18 protein-coding genes are annotated in these 18,628 nt (G+C 64.7%); 16 read left to right on the forward strand and 2 right to left on the reverse strand.

Going from position 1 to position 18,628, the window contains the following annotated elements; translation table 11 throughout:
- Positions 1-3: 3 nt before the first annotated feature.
- The 9 genes from NKH73_RS27520 to NKH73_RS27560 all read left to right on the forward strand — a co-directional run bounded on the left by NKH73_RS27520 (position 4) and on the right by NKH73_RS27560 (position 11,869).
- Positions 4-1,104, forward strand: coding sequence for a histone deacetylase-like amidohydrolase (locus NKH73_RS27520; protein WP_352937626.1), 1,101 nt, complete (start codon positions 4-6; stop codon positions 1,102-1,104).
- A gap of 139 nt (positions 1,105-1,243) precedes the next feature.
- The gene (locus NKH73_RS27525) at positions 1,244-1,468 is read left to right on the forward strand and encodes a hypothetical protein (protein ID WP_352937627.1); all 225 of its coding nucleotides are present in this window, start codon (positions 1,244-1,246) and stop codon (positions 1,466-1,468) included.
- 109 nt (positions 1,469-1,577) lie between these two features.
- A complete protein-coding gene (gene ligD, locus NKH73_RS27530) occupies positions 1,578-4,058 on the forward strand; it encodes a DNA ligase D (RefSeq protein ID WP_352937629.1) in 2,481 nt (826 codons plus the stop codon).
- Positions 4,059-4,151: 93 nt separating this feature from the next.
- Positions 4,152-5,063 carry a non-homologous end joining protein Ku gene (gene ku / locus NKH73_RS27535; RefSeq protein ID WP_352937630.1) on the forward strand — a complete coding sequence of 304 codons (912 nt, stop codon included), beginning with the start codon at positions 4,152-4,154 and terminating at the stop codon, positions 5,061-5,063.
- The gene (locus NKH73_RS27540) at positions 5,060-6,154 is read left to right on the forward strand and encodes a tetratricopeptide repeat protein (protein ID WP_352937631.1); all 1,095 of its coding nucleotides are present in this window, start codon (positions 5,060-5,062) and stop codon (positions 6,152-6,154) included. Before ku ends, NKH73_RS27540 begins: the two co-directional genes overlap by 4 nt.
- Before the next feature lie 214 nt (positions 6,155-6,368).
- Positions 6,369-7,013, forward strand: a complete 645-nt coding sequence (locus tag NKH73_RS27545; RefSeq protein ID WP_352937632.1) for an alpha/beta hydrolase family protein — start codon at positions 6,369-6,371, stop codon at positions 7,011-7,013.
- A 9-nt stretch (positions 7,014-7,022) separates the two neighbouring features.
- Positions 7,023-7,793 carry an exodeoxyribonuclease III gene (locus tag NKH73_RS27550; protein WP_352937634.1) on the forward strand — a complete coding sequence of 257 codons (771 nt, stop codon included), beginning with the start codon at positions 7,023-7,025 and terminating at the stop codon, positions 7,791-7,793.
- Positions 7,794-7,916: 123 nt separating this feature from the next.
- Positions 7,917-9,560, forward strand: coding sequence for a WD40 repeat domain-containing protein (locus NKH73_RS27555; protein ID WP_352937635.1), 1,644 nt, complete (start codon positions 7,917-7,919; stop codon positions 9,558-9,560).
- 293 nt (positions 9,561-9,853) lie between these two features.
- Positions 9,854-11,869, forward strand: coding sequence for an amidase (locus tag NKH73_RS27560; protein WP_352937636.1), 2,016 nt, complete (start codon positions 9,854-9,856; stop codon positions 11,867-11,869).
- A gap of 30 nt (positions 11,870-11,899) precedes the next feature.
- Here the strand turns inward: NKH73_RS27560 and NKH73_RS27565 are convergent, their stop codons facing one another.
- Positions 11,900-12,310, reverse strand: a complete 411-nt coding sequence (locus NKH73_RS27565; RefSeq protein ID WP_352937637.1) for a hypothetical protein — start codon at positions 12,308-12,310, stop codon at positions 11,900-11,902.
- 220 nt (positions 12,311-12,530) lie between these two features.
- Positions 12,531-12,860 (reverse strand): hypothetical protein, encoded by a 330-nt coding sequence (locus NKH73_RS27570; protein ID WP_352937638.1) that lies wholly within the window; start codon positions 12,858-12,860, stop codon positions 12,531-12,533.
- A 226-nt stretch (positions 12,861-13,086) separates the two neighbouring features.
- Here NKH73_RS27570 and NKH73_RS27575 point away from each other — a divergent pair, with 226 nt between their 5' ends.
- The 7 genes from NKH73_RS27575 (at position 13,087) to NKH73_RS27605 (ending at position 18,482) form a co-directional block, all read left to right on the forward strand.
- Positions 13,087-14,709: an ABC-F family ATP-binding cassette domain-containing protein gene (locus NKH73_RS27575; RefSeq protein WP_352937640.1), complete on the forward strand. Its 1,623-nt coding sequence runs from the start codon at positions 13,087-13,089 to the stop codon at positions 14,707-14,709.
- Between the two features lie 300 nt (positions 14,710-15,009).
- The gene (locus NKH73_RS27580) at positions 15,010-16,110 is read left to right on the forward strand and encodes a KamA family radical SAM protein (protein WP_352937706.1); all 1,101 of its coding nucleotides are present in this window, start codon (positions 15,010-15,012) and stop codon (positions 16,108-16,110) included.
- A gap of 279 nt (positions 16,111-16,389) precedes the next feature.
- The gene (locus NKH73_RS27585) at positions 16,390-17,055 is read left to right on the forward strand and encodes a BA14K family protein (protein WP_352937641.1); all 666 of its coding nucleotides are present in this window, start codon (positions 16,390-16,392) and stop codon (positions 17,053-17,055) included.
- 122 nt (positions 17,056-17,177) lie between these two features.
- The gene (locus NKH73_RS27590) at positions 17,178-17,507 is read left to right on the forward strand and encodes a DUF2934 domain-containing protein (RefSeq protein WP_352937643.1); all 330 of its coding nucleotides are present in this window, start codon (positions 17,178-17,180) and stop codon (positions 17,505-17,507) included.
- Positions 17,508-17,511: 4 nt separating this feature from the next.
- Positions 17,512-17,661, forward strand: a complete 150-nt coding sequence (locus NKH73_RS27595) for a hypothetical protein (protein ID WP_352937644.1) — start codon at positions 17,512-17,514, stop codon at positions 17,659-17,661.
- A gap of 51 nt (positions 17,662-17,712) precedes the next feature.
- Positions 17,713-17,877, forward strand: coding sequence for a BA14K family protein (locus tag NKH73_RS27600; protein ID WP_352937708.1), 165 nt, complete (start codon positions 17,713-17,715; stop codon positions 17,875-17,877).
- A 164-nt stretch (positions 17,878-18,041) separates the two neighbouring features.
- Positions 18,042-18,482 carry a hypothetical protein gene (locus NKH73_RS27605; RefSeq protein WP_352937646.1) on the forward strand — a complete coding sequence of 147 codons (441 nt, stop codon included), beginning with the start codon at positions 18,042-18,044 and terminating at the stop codon, positions 18,480-18,482.
- Positions 18,483-18,628: the final 146 nt, after the last annotated feature.

Here is an 18,628-nt window from a genome sequence, read left to right on the forward strand (position 1 = left end):
ACAATGGCGACGGGTTGGAACTTCCACGAACTCTATCTCTGGCACGAGACCGGCAATGCGGCGCTGTTCTTTCAGCCGAGCCTGACCATAGAGCCGGGGGAGCATGCGGAAAATGCCGCGACCAAACGCCGGTTCCGCAACCTGATGGAGGTCTCGGGCCTCACCGAAAAACTGTGGAAGGTCGCCTCGGTCGCGGTGAGCGAGGACGATCTGGCCCTGTTTCACGATCGCGACTACATCCGCCGAATCAAGACGCTCAGCGACGAACGCGGCGGTGATGCGAGCTATCTCACGCCTTTCGGTCATGGCAGTTACGAGATCGCCTGCCTGGCGGCCGGCGGCACGGCGGCAGTGATGGATGCGGTGCTGAGCGGCGATGTCGACAATGGCTACGCGCTGGTGCGGCCGCCCGGTCATCATGCCGAACGCGCGCAAGGCCTGGGCTTTTGCCTGTTCGGCAATGTCCCGGTCGCCATCCTCAAGAACCGGGCCAAACATGGCTTCGAGCGGGTCGCCACCGTCGATTGGGACGTCCATCACGGCAACGGCACCCAGTCGGCCTTCTATGCGGATCCGTCCGTGCTGACGATCTCGATCCACCAGGAGGGGCTCTATCCGCCCGATAGCGGCTTCCACGAGGAACGCGGCGAGGGCAGAGGCGAGGGCTACAACATCAACGTGGCGCTACCGGCCGGATGCGGCCACGGCGCCTATATCTCCGTCTTCGAACGCATCGTGCTGCCGGCGCTCACTCGCTACAAGCCTGACTTAATCGTCGTGCCATCGGGCTTCGATGCCTCAGCGGCCGATCCGCTGGGGCGGATGATGCTGCACAGCGGCAGCTACCGCGAGATGACGCGGCTGCTGATGCAGGCGGCGGACGATCTCTGCGGCGGGCGGCTGATGATGTCACATGAAGGCGGCTATTCGGCTTCCTACGTGCCCTATTGCGGCCTGGCGGTGATGGAGCAATTGTCCGGCATCAGGACTGACATCGACGACCCGTTCCTGCCGGTCTTCGAAGGCTACGCCGGCCAGCCCCTGCAGCCGCACCAGGCAGCCATCATCGCCAAGGCGGAGGAACTGGTGGGCGGTATCAGATAGTGGATGTGAGTGGTGGTGCCGAGTGCGCTCAAGGTGTGCGCTCGAGATAGCCTGATCATCCCAAATTGACACGACAGCCGGTCTCGGCCATCCTTACGCCAGCCGCCTTCTTCTGCGGCAGCGTGTGTATGAGCGAGTCATGGCCAGTTCCGTCACCAGCCAGAAATCCAAGCGGGCCGCGGTGCGTAGGGCACTCGACCGCCACAAGGTCTACATCACCGCACAGAGCTTTTCCGCCGGCGCCTACAAGGCGCGTGTCCTCGTTGACGGTGAGGCCTACTGGGTCGACGAATTCCGGCTGAGCCAGCTTCAGCAGGGTCTGTCGCCGGCCGAGCTCGAATTGACGCCGGCCACTGACGATTGAGCTGTGTGAGGCACGACATCGGTCCGCCGCATGCTGACAAAATGATTCATGTGATGTGGGTCAAGCCCTTGTTTCTACAGGGCCGACGCATCCCGTTTGGGATGCGGACATGACGTCGAAGCTCAAGGCCTATCGCGCCAAGCGCGAATTCAGCAAGACACCGGAGCCCGCTGGCGGACTGGTTGCCGCAGAAGGCAACCGCTTCGTTGTCCACAAGCATCACGCTACCGCCGACCACTATGATTTACGTTTGCAAGTCGGGGATGTGCTGAAGAGCTGGGCGGTGCCTCGCGGCCCGTCGCTCAATCCCGCTGACAAAAGGTTGGCGGTCGAGACCGAGGACCATCCGCTCGAATATATCGACTTCGAAGGCGTCATTCCTGAGGGCGAATATGGCGGCGGGCCGATGATCGTCTGGGACACCGGCATCTGGGCGCCGATGGACGATGTCGAAAAGAGCTTGCGCACCGGTTCGTTCAAGTTCCGTCTGGCCGGCGACAAGCTGAATGGCGGCTGGATGCTGACCAGGCTGAAACCAAAGCCCGGCGGGGATGAGGGCAAAAAGAACTGGCTGCTGTTCAAGGAGCGCGATCTCGCCGCCGACGCCAAGCTCGACATATTGGAAGCCCGGCCAGAAAGCGTGAAATCCGGCCGCCGCATCGAGGAACTGGTCGAACCGCCGAAGCCTGCCGGGAGGCCTGTGAAACCTGTCGTGCTGAAGCCCGGCGCTTTGCCGGGCGCCGTCAAGGCGCCGCCGCCTTCCCGGATCGAGCCACAGCTGGCGACGCAGGTTCCGAAGCCGCCGGGGGGCGAAGGCCCCGCGGAAAAAACGCGCGAAACCTGGCTGCACGAGATCAAGTTCGACGGCTACCGCACCATGGCGCATCTGGCCGACAAGCAGGCGCGGCTGATCACCCGCGCCGGTCTCGACTGGACGAAACGCTATGGCGACCTTCCGCACGCCTTCGCCAGGCTGCCGTGCCGCGAGGCGGTTATCGACGGCGAGGTCGTCGTGCTCGATGCCAAGGGCATCAGCCGCTTCGCCCTTTTGCAGGACGCGCTGGCCGAAGGTGCCGGCAACAAGCTCCATTTCTACGCCTTCGATCTGTTGTATCTCGACGGATGGGACTTAAGAAAAGCGCCGCTCGGCCGGCGCAAGTCGCTGCTGTCGCAACTGCTGTCCGGTTTGGGCTCCAACTCCGCCATCCAGTTCTCAGACCATGTCGAAGGCGACGGCCAGGCACTTTATGACCAGGCCTCCGAGATGGGACTGGAAGGCGTCGTCTCCAAGCGCGCCACGGCAACCTACCAGAGCGGCCGCACCAAGACCTGGACCAAGACCAAGGCGCTCAAGTCCGCCGACTTCGTCATTGCCGGCTACACCACCTCCGACGCGGCCGAGGGATTGGCGGCGCTCGGCATGGCTGAATTCGAGGACGGCGAGTTGCATTATCGCGGTAAGGTCGGCACCGGCTTCGATGCCGCGACAGCAGGCGAATTGCTGGCCCGGCTGGAGCCGCTGCGCGCCGGCGCGTCGGCGCCCGAAGGGGTTCCGCGCGAGATCATGCGCGAGATGAACTGGGTGCGGCCGCTGCTGTCGGCCCGCATCCACTATGCCAACCGCACCGCGGACAATGCGCTGCGGCACGGCGTCTTCCGCGGCCTCAGGGATGTCGGCCTGTCGACGCCGGTATCGGCCAAGCGCAAGCGGCTGATCGCGGAGGCCGACCTCGCCACGATCTGGGTGACCAATCCGACGCGGCGGCTGTTCGGCAAGACGGGGCCGACCAAGCTCGATATCGCGGTCTATTACGCGCTGGTCGGCGACTTCATGCTGCCGCACATTCTCGGCCGGCCGGTGTCTCTGGTGCGCTGCCCGACCGGCAAGCCGCAGGATTGTTTCTTCCAGCGCCACGCCTTCACCGGCATGCCGCCTTCGGTCGTCACCTTCGAGGCGACCAACTCCGAGGGCGAGACCAAGTCGTATCTATCGGTCGAGGGCGCCAAGGGCTATCTGGCGCTGGCGCAGTTCGGCGTGGTCGAGTTCCACACCTGGGGCACCCATCGCACAAAACTGGACAAGCCCGACCTGGTCGTCTTCGACCTCGACCCGGGCGAGGGGATTGCGTGGCGCGAGGTGGTGGAGGCCGCGGTGCATATCAAGGGTGAGCTGGAGGGTCTCGGGCTGATGCCGTTCGCCAAGACCTCCGGCGGCAGCGGCATCCACATCACTGTGCCGGTGACGCAAAAGCAGAACTGGAAGAAGCTGCATCAGGCGAGCAGCGCCATTTCCACGCATCTGGCTGCCACAGCACCGGATACCTTCACCACCACCATGGGCAAGGACAACCGCAAGCGGCGCATCTTCATCGACTATCACCGCAATGCGCGGGGCCACACCTCCGCCGCACCCTATTCGCTGCGCGCCCGCACCAATCTGCCGGCCTCGACGCCGGTGAGCTGGTCCGATCTGGAATCCATCGACGCTCCGCAGGATTTGAATTATTCTTCGCTGCCGGGCCTTCTGGCGACTTCGGGCGATCCCTGGGCGGACATGGAAGATTTCGCTAGGGATTTGCCGGTATTGTGAGGGCTCGATGTAGGATTTCGGCGTTGTCATTCGTCCTTTGGACGAACAGCGCTGCAACAGTTCGACAGTGCACGGCCGCGTAGGAGAGAATTCATGGCGCCCAGGGCAAGTTGGAAAGGTTACCTCAAGCTCAGCCTCGTCAGCTGTCCGGTCCGGCTCTATCCGGCCACCAGCGCCAGCGAACGCATCAGCTTCAACCAGCTGCACAAGAAGACGCATAATCGCATCAACATGAAGCCGGTCGATCCCGAACTCGGGCTGGTCGAGCGCTCGGATCTGGTCAAGGGCTACGAATACGAGGACAAGCAGTACATCATCATCGATGATACCGACCTCGACGCGGTGCGCATCGAATCCAACCACACGATGAACATCGAGGCCTTTGTCGACGAGGGCGAGGTCGACGTCATCTATCAGGACGCGCCCTATTACCTGGCGCCCGATGGCGCGATGGCCGAGGAGACCTTCGCCGTGCTGCGCGAAGCCATGCGCAAATCCGGCAAGCTGGCGATCGCGAGGCTGGTGCTGTCCAGCCGCGAGCGCGTGGTGACGATCGGCGCGCGCGAGAACGGAATGTTCGTCTGCACCTTGAGGAACCCGAACGAAGTGCGCGGCACGGCTGAATATTTCGGCAACATCCCGGCCGGCAAACCCGATCCGGAAATGCTGCAACTCGCCGAAGCGCTGATCAAGCAGAAGGAAACCACCTTCGATCCGAAGAATTACGAGGACCGCTACGAGATCGCGCTGATGGGGATGATCCGCGAGAAGCTGAAGGGCCACAAGCCGATCATCGCGGCGGCGCCCGAGCGCGGCAATGTCATAAACCTGATGGATGCGCTGAAGGCCAGCCTGTCGCAATCTGCCAAGCCGCCGGCCAAGTCGAAGAGCAAGGGCGATGAGGCTGCGAAACCGGCTGCCAAGAAGGCGGCAGCAGGCGGCGCTGCCAAGGAAAACCCGTTGAAGGCCAATCTGCTGAAGGCCGTCGGCAAGAGCAAGGCGTGACGGTCCCCGCCGGCGGCATCTTCGGCGTCGTCGGCGCGCTGGCGGCGTTTCCGCTGCGGCTGGCCGCGCGTGAGGTCGCGCGCCAGCAGGGCCAGTTGCGGCGTGGCGTCACCAGGCGCACCAGCCATGTCGTGTTTGGTCGCACGCTTCTAGCCAAGGCGGGGGATGCCGAGATCGAGCGCCGCGTCGCGGCCGAGCGCGCGACCGGCCGTAAGCTGATCAGCGAGAACGGCTTTTTGCGCCTGCTCGGTCTGATGAAGGCGCCGGAGGCCTCGGCCCTGTCGCGGCAGTCGCTTCTCGATCAATCACGGTTGGCCGCATCCGACCTCGACCTTCTCAGCCTGTTCGATGCCTTCGAGCATGATTGCGAGCCCTATTCCTTCCGCGATTTGATCCTGGCCCGCAAATATGCCGGGCTGGTGGCCGGCGGCGCTTCGTGGGGGGCGATCGCGCGCTCGGTGCACCGCTCCGGCCCGGTCGCCTCGCTCACCGCCAAGTCGCTCAATGTCGGCTCGCAGTATGGGCGCGCGGATGCGATCTATCTCGAAGGCGGCCAGAGTGAACTGGACGGCCAGCTGCTGTTCGATCTGGGGTCGCCGGAAGACGACACGCTGGAAGAATTGTTCGCCGACGCTGAAGCGGCGGAGGAGGCTGAACATCACGAGCAGGCGGCGGCGCTCTACCAACGCTGCCTAGCCATCGATCCGACCGACGCCATCGCGGCCTTCAACCGCGCCAACTGCCTGCGCGCCTCAGGCCATGCAGCCGAGGCGGCGCATGATTATGCCCGCGCCATCAAGCTCGACCCCGGCTTCGTCGAGGCCTGGTTCAATCTGGCCGGGCTGATGACCGAGCAGGGCCGCGACGCCTCTGCGCGACGGCATCTGCAAAAGGCGCTCGCGTTCGATGCCAATTATGCCGATGCGGTGTTCAACCTCGCCCGACTGGAGTTCGACGCCGGCAACCTTGCGGAGGCGCGGCGGAACTGGGTGCGGTATCTCGAGCTCGACTCCAACTCCGAATGGGCGCGCATGGCGGCCAAGGGGGTACAGTTCGTCGATTTGCAACTGGCGCAGAAATCTGCGGGGTGAGGCTTCGTTTGGTCGCGCTTGAACACCCCCCTCTGGCCTGCCGGCCATCTCCCCCGCAAGGGGGGAGATCAAGCGCTCAGCCGCTTTCGCCATTCTCAAACGTTGCAAGAGTGAACGGCGCGTCCGAGCTGCCGATCTCCCCCCTTGCGGGGGAGATGGCCGGCAGGCCAGAGGGGGGTGGGACGGAACGCAGCCTCCATAAGTGGGGCACCTCATGACCACCTTCCTCTTCGACGGCCCCGACACTGCCCCCGTCACCATCCTGCTCGCCCATGGTGCTGGGGCGCCGATGGATTCGGCCTCGATGACCGCCACGGCAAAAGCGTTGGCCGAGGCCGGCTTCCGGATCGTGCGCTTCGAATTCCACTACATGGCCGCCCGCCGCTACGGCCACCGCAAGCCGCCGCCGCGGGCCGAGACGGTGAACCCCGAATACATCAAGGCGATCGCCGACCTGAGGGCGAAGGGCGTGAAGGGGCCGCTCATCATCGGCGGCAAGTCGATGGGCGGACGCGTCGCCTCGATGGTCGCCGACGAGATGTTTTCGAAGGGCGAGATTTCAGGGCTGCTCTGCCTCGGCTATCCCTTCCATCCGCCGGCCAAGCCGACGCAGCTGCGCACGAAGCATCTGGCCGCACTGAAGACGCCAACGTTGATGGTCCAGGGCACGCGCGACGAGTTCGGGACCAGGGACGAGGTCGCGACCTACGACCTTTCCGACCGCATCGAAATCCTCTGGCTGGAGGACGGCGACCACGACCTCAAGCCGCGCAAGAGCATCTCCGGCTTCTCCACCGCCGATCATCTGAAGACGATGACTGATGCAGTGAAGGCGTGGACTGAGCGCATCATGCGCTGAAGCAGGCCGATGAAAATCGCCACCTTCAACATCAACAACATCAACAGCCGGCTGCAAAACCTGCTGGCCTGGCTGGTTGTCGCCGAGCCGGACATCGTCTGCCTGCAGGAGCTCAAGGCCAAGGATACGCAGTTTCCGCGCACCGCGCTCGCGGATGCCGGCTATGGCGCGGTGTGGGTGGGGCAGCCGACCTGGAACGGCGTCGCCATACTGGCGCGTGGTTCAGAACCCGTTCTGACCCGCGAGGCGCTGCCCGGCGACGAGGAAGACCAGCAGGCCCGCTACATCGAGGCGGCGGTCAACGGCATCGTCGTCGCCTGCCTCTATGCGCCGAACGGCAACCCGCAGCCCGGTCCGAAATTCACCTATAAGCTGGCCTGGCACGAGCGCCTGAACGCGCATGCGGCGGAATTGTTCGACACCGGCCTGCCGGTGGTGCTGGCCGGCGACTACAACATCGTGCCCGAACCGCGCGACATATACCCGACCCGCTCCTATGACGATAACGCGCTGGTGCAGCCGGAAAGCCGGGCCGCCTTCGCAGCGCTGCTCGACCAGGGCTGGACCGACGCACTGCGCAAGAAGCACCCGAAGGACACGCTCTACACATTCTGGGATTATCGCCGCAACCGCTGGCAGCGCGATGCCGGCTTGCGGCTGGACCACATATTGCTGTCGAAGAAGCTGGCGCGCCGGCTGGCCGGTGCCGACATCGACCGCGACGTGCGCGGCGAGACCGGCGCCAGCGACCACGCGCCGGTATGGGTGGAATTGCGGTGAAGGATGGAGAGCCAATCTCCCCACGAGTGGGGAGATTGGCTTCTATCAGACGGGCATCGACAAGCCCGGCAATGGCCGGCATCATTGCCGGGTGAAGCGAAAGCGGCCCGAGGGGGGAGCCCGATGAACAGGTTTGTCGACAGGCTGCTCGCCGTGCTGCTGCTGGCGATCGGCTTGCTCTGCTCCATACGTGTGTATTTCGCGCTGAGCGGCGAGGGCGCCGGCGACGCTTTCGCCTTCATGCGCCTGGCTTTTTTCGGAGCGGCGGGCGTTGTCTCAGCCCTTGCAGCCCTGCTGTTCTGGGCCGGCCTGTTGCCGGGCCGATCGACGCTCGATCCGAAGACGCCTCTGTTCGGCAGAGGCGCCGAAACGCAACCCGCCGGACGACCACGCCTGCGGCAGCTCTTCGCCGTCGTTCCGTTCCTTGCCGTGCTCGCTCTGATGGCCGACCAGATCGGCCCCTGGTCGCGGCAGCCACAGGACGCCGGCAAAAGCCTGACCGCCGAGCCACCCGCGCCGAGCGCGCCAAAAAGCGAAGACGTCGCCAGCGGTCCGCCTGAGGCAGCGAGTGGGCCTGAGGCAGCGGTTGCGCCGCCAGAGAAAGCGCCTGCTGAGGCGGCACCTGCGTCGCCGACCGAGGTGACGGCCGAACCTCCGCCACAGAGCGGCAATGGCGATCAAACCGGCGACGCGGGCGCGGACCCCGGCGCGGGGGCTGAACAGGTTCAGCCTCCGGCTCCTGCCTCGCCACCCGAGGTCGCGCTTGCCCCGTCCGTTTCGTCTCCGGAGACTGCTCCAGCCCCGGCTCTGCCGCCGCAGACCGTTGCGCCGCTGCCCCAGGCTCCACCGCCGCAGCCGACGCAGCCCGATGGTCACCGCGAGCCCGTCGTCTGGCTGGCGGTGGCGCCCGACGGGCACTCGATCCTGAGCGCCAGCACCGACCGCACGATCAAGCTTTGGGATATCGACGGCAAGCGCCTGCTCCGCACTCTCGGCGTCCACAAGGACATGGCCCGGACAGCGCTTTTCCTGCCCGATGGGGCGCGGGCGCTGACGGCCGGCGACGATGGCGAGATCGTGCTGCGCCAGCTCTCCGATGGCGCTGTGCTGCATGTGTTTTCCTCAGGCCAGAACGGTGGCGTCAACAAGCTTGCGATCAGCCCCGACGGTAAACGTGCCGTGAGTGGGCACGACACCGGCAGGGTCATCGTCTGGGACATCGAGAAAGGGTCGGTGCTGCATGTGATGCCGGGGCACGACTGGTCGATCAGCGGGGTCGCCGTTTCGCCGGACGGCACACGCGCGATCAGCGGCAGTATCGAGGGCACGCTAAAACTATGGGACATCGGGACCGGCAAGCAGATGCGCAGCTGGCACGGGCATGAGCGCGGCCCCTATGGGATCGTGTTCATGGCCGACGGGCGCCATCTGATCACCGGCAGCGGCGACTATACGATCAAGCTCTGGGATCTTGACAGCGGCCGGGAAGTCCGGCGCCTCGAAGGCCATTCGGGCACGGTCTATGTGCTGGCGCTGTCGGCCGACGGCAAGCGGCTGCTCTCCGGCTCGCTCGACGGCACGGCACGGTTGTGGGACATGGAAACCGGCAGCGAGACCGCCCTGTTCGACAGCCGATCCGGTCCGATCTACGCGGTGGCGTTCGCCGCCGACGGCACGGTCCTGACCGGCGGCTACGACCGCACCATCCGGGACTGGCCGGCGGGCGGCGGTGAGGGCGTAGTGCTCTTCGCCGGCGCGCCGGAGTGATGTGCGAAGGCGGCCGCGACAGCCGATCTCCCCCCTTGTGGGGGAGATGCCCGGCAGGGCAGAGGGGGGCGCGAAGGATCGCCAGCCTTTGCTCTAACTCGTTCTCAACCAGGAACCAGTCTGCGGGCGTAGCTACGAATGATTGACAAGCCGGCGGGACAGCGCCCCCCTCTGTCCTGCCGGACATCTCCCCCACAAGGGGGGAGATCGGCTGTCGCGGCCGCCTTCGCAAAACCCCTTTACGGCATCGGATTTCGAGGCCAATACCGCCTCGACCAAGCGTGGGGGACACCATGACCAATCTCCACATCGTCGAGGCGTCGATCGAACAGTTGCGGCGGGCGCTGGAGGCCGGCACCGTTACCAGTGTCGAGCTGGTCGGCGCCTATCTGAGGCGCATTGCGCATTTCGATCGGCATGGGATCACCCTCAACGCCGTTCCGGTGCTTAACCCAAAAATGTTCGAGGAGGCTGCCGCGTCCGACCGGCGCCGCAGCAATGGTGCGACGCTCGGTCCGCTGGACGGCGTCCCCTATACCGCCAAGGACAGCTATAAGGTCTCGGGCTTGTCGGTGGCCGCCGGCTCGCCCTCTTTCGAACATCTCATCGCCGACGAGGATGCCTTCACCATCGCGCGGTTGCGGGCCGGCGGTGCGGTGCTCATCGGGCTCACCAACATGCCGCCGATGGCTAATGGCGGAATGCAGCGCGGCGTCTACGGAAGGGCGGAAAGCCCCTACAATGCCGATTACCTGACCGCCGCCTTCGCATCCGGCTCGTCCAATGGTTCCGGGACCGCGACCGCCGCCAGCTTCGCCGCCTTCGGGCTCGGCGAGGAGACATGGTCGTCGGGCCGCGCGCCGGCGTCGAACAATGCGCTGGTTGCCTATACGCCGTCGCGCGGCGTCATTTCGGTGCGCGGCAACTGGCCGCTGGTGCCGACGATGGACGTTGTGGTGCCGCACACGCGCAGCGTGGCCGATATGTTTGAACTGCTCGACGTGATCGTTGCCGACGACCCCGATCCGAGAGGCGATTTCTGGCGCGCGCAGCCCTGGGTGATGCTGCCGAAGAGTTCGGATGTACGGCCGCCACGCTATACCGGCCTCAGGCTGGAGGGGGCGCTGCAAGGCATGCGGCTCGGCGTACCCCGCATGTATATCGGCCGCGACACGCAGGTTGACGTTCCGATCCAGACCCGCGCGTCGGTGCTCGAGCTGTGGGAGCAAGCGGCAGCGGATTTGCGGCGGCTCGGTGCGACGGTGGTCGAGGTCGATTTCCCCATCGTCTCGAACTACGAACGCGACCGGCCGGGCACAAGGAACATGGTCGATCGCGGGCTGATTCCCAAGGAGTTCGCCGAGCGCGAAATCTGGGACCTGTGCGTCTTTGCCTGGGACGATTTCCTGCGCGCCAATGCCGACCCTGCCATCCCCGATCTCGCCTCGGTCGACGGCGCAAAGATCTTTCCGCAACCGCCGGGCACGCTGCCGGATCGTTACGGGGACAGCTTCGATCTGGCGGAGTATGTCGAGCGAGCCAAGCGCGGCGTGACACCTTTCACTGATGTCCCCGAGCTGGAGGCCGGCCTGAAAGGCCTGGAGGCGACGCGGCGGATCGACTTCGAGGATTGGCTCGAAGCGGAAGGGCTCGACGCGGTGGTGTTTCCCGCGGTCGCCGATGTCGGGCCGGCCGATGCGGATGTCAACGAGGCGTCCGCAGCGCTGGCCTGGCGCAACGGCACCTGGGTCGCCAACGGCAATCTGGTGTGGCGCCATCTCGGCATTCCGACCGTCACCGTGCCGATGGGCACGATGGCCGATATCGGCATGCCGGTCGGGCTGACCTTCGCCGGCAAGGCGTATGAGGACACGAAGCTGCTTCGGCTGGCCGGCGATTTCGAGCGTTTCGGCCAGCGCCGCACCCGGCCGCCACGCACGCCGGAATTGGCCGCCGATGTCTTTGCCGCCCGGCATGTCGCCCGCCAGCCCGACGATGCGCCGCCGCTGACCGTCACACTTGCCGCCGAGACGCGCCGTGCGGGAGGCCAAGACGAGATAACAGTCACGCTCGACGTGCATGGCGAGGTCGGAACCGAGATCAGCGTGAAAATCCATGTCAACGGCGAGCCCATTCGCATGCAGCGCACCGGCGCGCGCTTCACCGGACGTGCGGTCGTGCCGGCCAGCGAGCATGAGAGAATCCACAGCGTCTGGCGCGGCTCGTACGGCTCGATCGTCACCGCGGTCGTGCGTCTTGAGGACGGACGCGTCGCCGGCGCCTATGCGGTGACGGGAGGGATTGGATGAGATTGCGCCAGGTGAGACAGTTGCTGGTCGCTATGAAGGCAGCGAGGCCAGCCATTCATCCCAAAATTCCTGTTGTATGCGGACGAAGGTCGGCACAACGTCGTACCCGTCGTCAAATATATTGACCAAATCAGTCTTCTGGGGGAGCTGCCCCATTTTCACCTTGCAGGCGATCAATCCGCGGCTCATCTCGATGACCGTTCCTTCGGGATAAACATTCCCGCTCGCTCCATAACAAAAGGGCAGCAGGCCATCGAGTTCGAGTTGCTGGCGGATTTGGAACAGCGCCTCGAAATAGTCTTCCTCCTCGGCCTCGATCACCTTGTCACGGTAGCTGCAGGTGAGGTGGCAGACGGTTTCGGACGAGCGCAAAGTGAACACCGCTTGCTCGTCGCCGCCCGTGCCGCCACCGATCAGGAATACGGTATGCTGCTCGTCCATTTCCACCCCCCGGTTGCCGTCAGTGAAGATCGTAGTGCGGCGCGGGCCGGATTTCCATCTATTTACCTACTGCATCGGGCTGTCACGCGGCCGTCGCGTTCGAGACGACGCGAGACCGCGCTCGCTGCCCCTGCGGTCGCGCGGGTAAGGGCAACGCGGTGCTGATCGGGTTGACCTGACGGCATTCAGCGCGGCGTCTGCAGCCGGCCCTCAATCCGCGTCAATCCGGCTTGCAGGGGTCGGCCTTGGCCGCAGCGGTCTTGTCGCCTTCCTGCTGCGCCTCGGCATCCTGCTGCGAAGTGGCAAGGTTTTTATCCCCACCGCCTTCCTGGTTGGCAAGCGGCATGGTGTTGGCGTCCTTGTTGGCCGGGCCGCCCTCGACCTTGCTGCCGGCATTCGCGTCAGTTTCGAGAGGCGCATGCGTTCCGTCTTTTGCGATGCCTGATTGCGCTTCGATAGATGCAGTCGTGTCATGGCAGGTGGCGCTTGCCGTGCCGGCGGTCAGGCCGATCATAGAGGTGGCGAACAAAATAGCGGTAAGCGTCTTCATCTCATTCTCCTTTCGGTGTTTGAGGCTGTCTTTCTAAACTGCCGGCGGTATCCAAGGTTCCGCTAATTCAGTTCGAACTTCGAGACTGGAACGCTCAGAGGATCGTTCCGGCATCTAGCTGGCCGGCATCTCTCCGGCGTCGTATTGCCATTGATTTGCGGGCTTCCGCAGACGCGGCCTATCGCGTATTGGGCCGGGGAAAATCCCTTGGACACGCGTGAATAGTATGATTCGACTCGAAAGCATCAGCAAGCAGAACGGAAGGCAGATCGTCTTCATCGAGGCCTCTACCTCCCTGCAGAAGGGCGAGAAGGTCGGGCTGGTCGGCCCCAACGGCGCCGGCAAGACGACGCTGTTTCGGATGATCAACGGCGAGGAGCAGCCCGACGAGGGCCAGGTCTCGGTCGATCGCGGCGTCACCATCGGCTATTTCAGCCAGGATGTCGGCGACATGGAAGGCCGCAGCGCCGTCGCCGAAGTGATGGACGGCGCCGGGCCAGTGAGCGAGGTGGCGGCCGAGATGCGCGCGCTCGAAGCCGCCATGGGCGACCCGGAGCGATCAGATGAGATGGACGAGATCATCGCCCGCTACGGCGACCTGCAGGCGCGGTTCGAGGAGCTCGACGGCTATGCGCTGGACGGCCGTGCCCGCGAGGTGCTTGACGGTCTCGGGTTTTCCCAGGAGATGATGGATGGCGACGTCGGAAAACTTTCCGGCGGCTGGAAAATGCGCGTGGCGCTGGCGCGCATCCTGTTGATGCGGCCCGACGCCATGCTGCTCGACGAGCCGAGCAACCATCTCGACCTGGAAAGCCTGATCTGGCTGGAGCAGTTCCTGAAGAATTATGACGGCGCGCTGCTGATGACCTCGCACGACCGCGAGTTCATGAACCGCATCGTCAACAAGGTGGTGGAGATCGACGGCGGCTCGCTGACCGCTTACTCCGGCAACTATGAATTCTACCAGCAGCAGCGGGCGATCGCCGACCGGCAGCAGCAGGCGCAGTTCGAGCGCCAGCAGGCGATGCTGGCCAAGGAGATCGCCTTCATCGAGCGCTTCAAGGCGCGGGCGTCACATGCCGCCCAGGTGCAGAGCCGGGTGAAGAAGCTGGAGAAGATCGACCGCGTCGAGCCGCCCAAGCGCCGCCAGAAGGTGTCGTTCGACTTCCAGCCGGCGCCGCGCTGCGGCGAGGACGTGGTGACGCTGAAGAACGTCCACAAGGGCTATGGCAGCCGCTCGATCTATGAGGGGCTGGATTTCCAGGTGCGCCGCCGCGAGCGCTGGTGCGTGATGGGCATCAACGGCGCCGGCAAGTCGACGCTGCTGAAGCTGGTGGCCGGCGCTTCCGAGCCCGACAATGGCACAGTGGCGCGCGGGCCGAGCGTCAAGATGGGCTATTTCGCCCAGCACGCTATGGAAGTGCTTGAGGGCGAGCGCACTGTGTTCCAGACGCTGGAGGACACGTTTCCGCAGGCAGGCCAGGCGCCGCTACGCGCGCTTGCCGGCTGCTTCGGCTTTTCCGGTGACGAGATCGAGAAGAAATGCCGGGTGCTGTCGGGCGGCGAGAAGGCGCGGCTGGTGATGGCGCTGATGCTGTTCGATCCGCCCAATTTGCTGGTGCTGGACGAGCCGACCAACCATCTCGACATCGCCACCAAGGAGATGCTGATTACAGCACTGTCGCAGTACGAAGGCACCATGCTGTTCGTCTCGCATGACCGGCATTTCCTCGCGGCGCTGTCGAACCGGGTGCTGGAACTGACGCCCGACGGCATCCACACCTATGGCGGCGGCTATACGGAATATGTCGAGCGCACCGGGCAGGAAGCGCCGGGGCTGCGAAGTTAACCTTGCGGTGAGCGCGCAACAGGGGCCGAGCGGCCCGGCGTCGTGGCCTGAGGGGGAGGGACTGGCGCCGAGCCTAACCGGTTGGGGGTAGATCACCGGCCACATCAATACATACGCTGAAGCTAATGTAAGTGCAAGCTAATGTTTGGCATTAGCGCTGGCCAGCGGTTGTTTCCCATCCGTGCATCCAACACCGCTTACTGCCTTCAAGCCTTGGCTCCAATGCTGTATCCAGCCCCAAATTCAAGGAGCCCTTCGATGACCCCACACCTCGCCGGCGCCAGCATGGATGCAGCCGGCATGGCGGCCGATGACGAGCGCGCCCACGACGACGACGCGTGGCAGGACGATGTTCGCGCCGGCGTGCGGCATGCGCGCGACCTGGATTCCCTGCCGCTGTCGCCGGCCGAGCGCGCGGCGGTCCCAGAGGCGGCCGCGCGCCACAAGGTTCGCATCCCCAAAACCTATCTCGACCTGATCGACTGGAGCGACCCCGCCGATCCGATACGGGCGCAGGTTATCCCGTCGCCTGACGAATTGGCCGAGCAGGACGGCGAGCTCGACGATCCGATCGCCGACCATGAATTCAGCCCGGTGCCGCGATTGACGCATCGCCATGCCGACCGGGTTCTGCTGTTCCCGACCTATCAGTGCGCGGTCTATTGCCGGTTCTGCTTTCGCAAGGAGTCGCTGACCTCGATCGGCCGAGGTTTTTCACGCGAGGCGCTGGAGCCGGCCTTCGCCTATATCGAGGCCCATCCCGAAATCCGTGAGGTGATCCTGACCGGCGGCGACCCGCTGTCGCTGCCGGACAAGGCGCTGGCGGAAATCCGCGCCCGCATCGAGGCGGTTCCGCATGTGCGGCTGTTACGCATCCACACGCGCGTGCCCGTCGCTCTGCCCTCGCGCATCACATCAGGGCTGGTTCGCTCCCTGCAGGGCCGGCTGATGGTCACGGTCGTTACCCATTTCAACCACGCGCGGGAGATCACGCCGGCGGCCGAAGCGGCTTGCCGCACGTTGCGGCAAGCCGGTTTCGTGCTGCTCAACCAGAGCGTTCTCCTGAAAGGCGTCAACGACACGGTCGAAGTGCTGGAGGAGCTGTGCCGGGAGCTGATGTACCGCCTCGGCGTCAAACCCTATTACCTGCACCACGGCGACCTCGCCCGCGGCATGGCGCATCGGCGCACCACGATTGCTGAGGGACAGGCGCTGGCCAGCGCCCTGCGCGCGCGCCTGTCGGGCATCTGCAACCCCATCTATGTGCTCGACCTGCCGGACGGCGGAGGCAAGGTGCCGCTGGGGCCGTGCTATGTCGAGGCGCAGGAGGGGGAGACGTGGCGGATTCGCGGGCAGGATGGCGAGCTGAGGGCGTATACGGAGATTGTCGGCGACCTTTGAAAACTTGCGTTCCTCGCCCCGTAAGTGCCCCTCACCCGGATTGCCAACCGAATTGCAAAGGGCAATTCGGGGCAATCCGACCTCTCCCCGAGGGGGAGAGGAGCCAGCATTGACGCCTCTCTCTTCTCCCCGCCGGGGAGAAGGTGGCCGCGAAGCGGCCGGATGAGGGGGGCTTCGAGAAACAGTGGCCTTCCCTAAGCTAAGCGCAGGAGCTCCAGCCGCGACTGGTTGGAACCGGATCCAGCGCCTCGCATTTTAGAAGGGGCAAAGGAGCGCAGGGTGAAAGCTTTATCGGCGGCGGTTGGCGGTTTCGTGCTGACGCTTGCGGTTTTCGCGAGCGGGCTGGCCTTCGCCGTCTGGATTCTTGCCGCCGAGCCGGTCCGGCAGGCCGTCCCGACCTCCAGCGTCGCCGAACTGTGGCCCAAGGAGCCGCGGAAGGTGAACCCTGCCACGCAGCGCCTTGAGCGCCTTCCCGCCCGCCCGGTCGATCGCAGCTCGAAACCTGCCGATGCCGCAGCTTCGGCGCCCATAGTTACCGGCTCTATCCAGCCGCCAGCGGACGAGCAGCAGGCGGATGGGCAGCAGGCGGATGGGCAGCAGACGGTGCCTGCCGGCCATGTGGAATGGTGCGCAAGCCACTACCGCTCCTACAGACCAAGCGACGACCACTACACATCCTACAGCGGAGAACAGCGGCCCTGCATCTCGCCCTATCTCGATGCCGGCGCTGCCGAGCGCACCGCACAGCCTCCCGACGATGGCGCCAGCTATGTCGAGGCGAGCGACACGTTGCCGATGGATGGCTACGTTCCGTCGCAGGAAGCCGGCGCCGCCTGGCTTCCGCCCGACCACGTGCAATATTGCTTCAGCCGCTACCGCTCCTATCGACCGGAAGACAACAGCTACCAGCCCTATTCCGGCGGCCCACGCAGGCAGTGCGAGTAGGCGAGGCGGGCTGGCGGCTGCAGTGCATGGCGCCTTGTGCGGCCCCACCCAACGATCACGCAGATTTCTTGGATCGTTCGGGTTGGCGCGGCGTTCATCCGATACCCAAAGGAGGAATCGACATGGACGACGACCGGGAAGACAAGATTCGTGAGCGCGCATACCAGATCTGGGAACGTGAAGGCCGCATCCATGGCGATCCCGAGCGGCACTGGCACCGGGCCGAGGCCGAGATCGACAGGGAGGCAGCCCTGCCGCTGACGGCAGGCGATGCTTTGCCGGAAACCCGCGAGGTCGCGAGCTCCGACGTGTTGACGGTGGAGGCCCTGGCGATACGCACCGGCATATCGGGCGACCAGGCGCAGGAACTGATCGACAGGCTGGGCAACGACCGGGCGGCGATCGAGCAAGCCGCGCGCAACCTCAAGGGGAAGCAGCAGCTCGGGGAGTGACAGGATGATCAGAAAACTCAAAGACGGAAAATACCGCCTCTATTCGCGCAAGAAGGACGAAAAGACCGGCAAGCGCCGCAACCTCGGCACCTTCGATACCCGCGACGCCGCCGAGAAGCACGAACGCGAGGTGCAGTATTTCAAGCACCATTGAGGCGGCACTGCGGCCGGTGCCCGCCAGTCAGTTGCGCCGCATGCCTGGCGGATTCCAGCCCCTAACAAGCCGTCGGGAAGCCGCTACCGCTCCTATCGGCCGGAAGACAACAGCTACCAGCCCTATTCCGGCGACCCCGCAGGCGGTGCGAGTAAGCGGGCGCTGAGCGGCGCCTGTCGCTCGCCTGTGGCATCTGCAATCCCGTCGATGTGCTGAGCCATCAAGTTCAGGTGCAACCGGTGCGGCCGAAAGGACGCCACCGTGCGCAGCGGCGAACCGCGGGCTCCACTTACGCAACGGACGCCGATTGTGCGCGTTCTACCCATTAGGAGGAGCATGGCGACGGCCGGTCTCATGCGCTCACAATCGGAGGCAAAACCATGATGTCAAAGTACAAAGAAGCCCTTGATCGCGGGAAGGAAGCTCGCCGTGAGCAAGAGGGGAAGGTCGGCAATGAGAAGGCCGAGGGAGTGGACTTCGGCGCGCAAGCCAGGGCCTGGCTAAACGATATCGTGGTCGCGTCGTTGCAAGCGGCCCAAGCCGACGTGACGGGCGAAGTGTCTGTCGAGATGGACACCGCGCCAGGCCGCCAAACCAAAGCGTCAACACCGTCCATTCGGTTCCAAGTCTACAGGAAGCCAGGCATGGAGAAAGAAGCAGTCAGGAGGACGTTCACGGTCGACGTTCATCTGAGTGGGGAAGTGTCAGTCTCTTCGCCCGGGATCGTGGCGAGAGAAGTGGGAAACATAGGGGATAGGACTGACGAGCGGTTCTCTACCTTGCTGGCGGAACTGATCGAGGACGCAGCGAAGGGCACTTAGCCGGCAAGGTGCCGAGAGCGGGCAATTTCCAGCGCTGTCGCTCGGCTGCTGACACCGCTAAGTCTGTCAGCAATAGCTTTCCAGATGCCTCAAACACCCCCTCCGTTAACCTTTCGTTAACCATGGCTGGCTAGCGTTTACCTATC

This window comes from Mesorhizobium sp. M0938 (assembly GCF_040319125.1).
GTDB classification, from domain to species: Bacteria; Pseudomonadota; Alphaproteobacteria; order Rhizobiales; family Rhizobiaceae; genus Mesorhizobium; species Mesorhizobium robiniae.

Coding starts and splice junctions, on each gene's coding strand:
- ligD (WP_352937629.1), top strand. CDS start 1,578: ATGACGTCGAAGCTCAAGGCCTATCGCGCCAAGCGCGAATTCAGCAAG.
- NKH73_RS27555 (WP_352937635.1), top strand. CDS start 7,917: ATGAACAGGTTTGTCGACAGGCTGCTCGCCGTGCTGCTGCTGGCGATC.
- NKH73_RS27605 (WP_352937646.1), top strand. CDS start 18,042: ATGATGTCAAAGTACAAAGAAGCCCTTGATCGCGGGAAGGAAGCTCGC.
- NKH73_RS27575 (WP_352937640.1), top strand. CDS start 13,087: ATGATTCGACTCGAAAGCATCAGCAAGCAGAACGGAAGGCAGATCGTC.
- NKH73_RS27570 (WP_352937638.1), bottom strand. CDS start 12,860: ATGAAGACGCTTACCGCTATTTTGTTCGCCACCTCTATGATCGGCCTG.
- NKH73_RS27525 (WP_352937627.1), top strand. CDS start 1,244: ATGGCCAGTTCCGTCACCAGCCAGAAATCCAAGCGGGCCGCGGTGCGT.
- NKH73_RS27520 (WP_352937626.1), top strand. CDS start 4: ATGGCGACGGGTTGGAACTTCCACGAACTCTATCTCTGGCACGAGACC.
- NKH73_RS27550 (WP_352937634.1), top strand. CDS start 7,023: ATGAAAATCGCCACCTTCAACATCAACAACATCAACAGCCGGCTGCAA.
- NKH73_RS27565 (WP_352937637.1), bottom strand. CDS start 12,310: ATGGACGAGCAGCATACCGTATTCCTGATCGGTGGCGGCACGGGCGGC.
- NKH73_RS27560 (WP_352937636.1), top strand. CDS start 9,854: ATGACCAATCTCCACATCGTCGAGGCGTCGATCGAACAGTTGCGGCGG.
- NKH73_RS27595 (WP_352937644.1), top strand. CDS start 17,512: ATGATCAGAAAACTCAAAGACGGAAAATACCGCCTCTATTCGCGCAAG.
- NKH73_RS27545 (WP_352937632.1), top strand. CDS start 6,369: ATGACCACCTTCCTCTTCGACGGCCCCGACACTGCCCCCGTCACCATC.
- NKH73_RS27590 (WP_352937643.1), top strand. CDS start 17,178: ATGGACGACGACCGGGAAGACAAGATTCGTGAGCGCGCATACCAGATC.
- NKH73_RS27580 (WP_352937706.1), top strand. CDS start 15,010: ATGGCGGCCGATGACGAGCGCGCCCACGACGACGACGCGTGGCAGGAC.
- ku (WP_352937630.1), top strand. CDS start 4,152: ATGGCGCCCAGGGCAAGTTGGAAAGGTTACCTCAAGCTCAGCCTCGTC.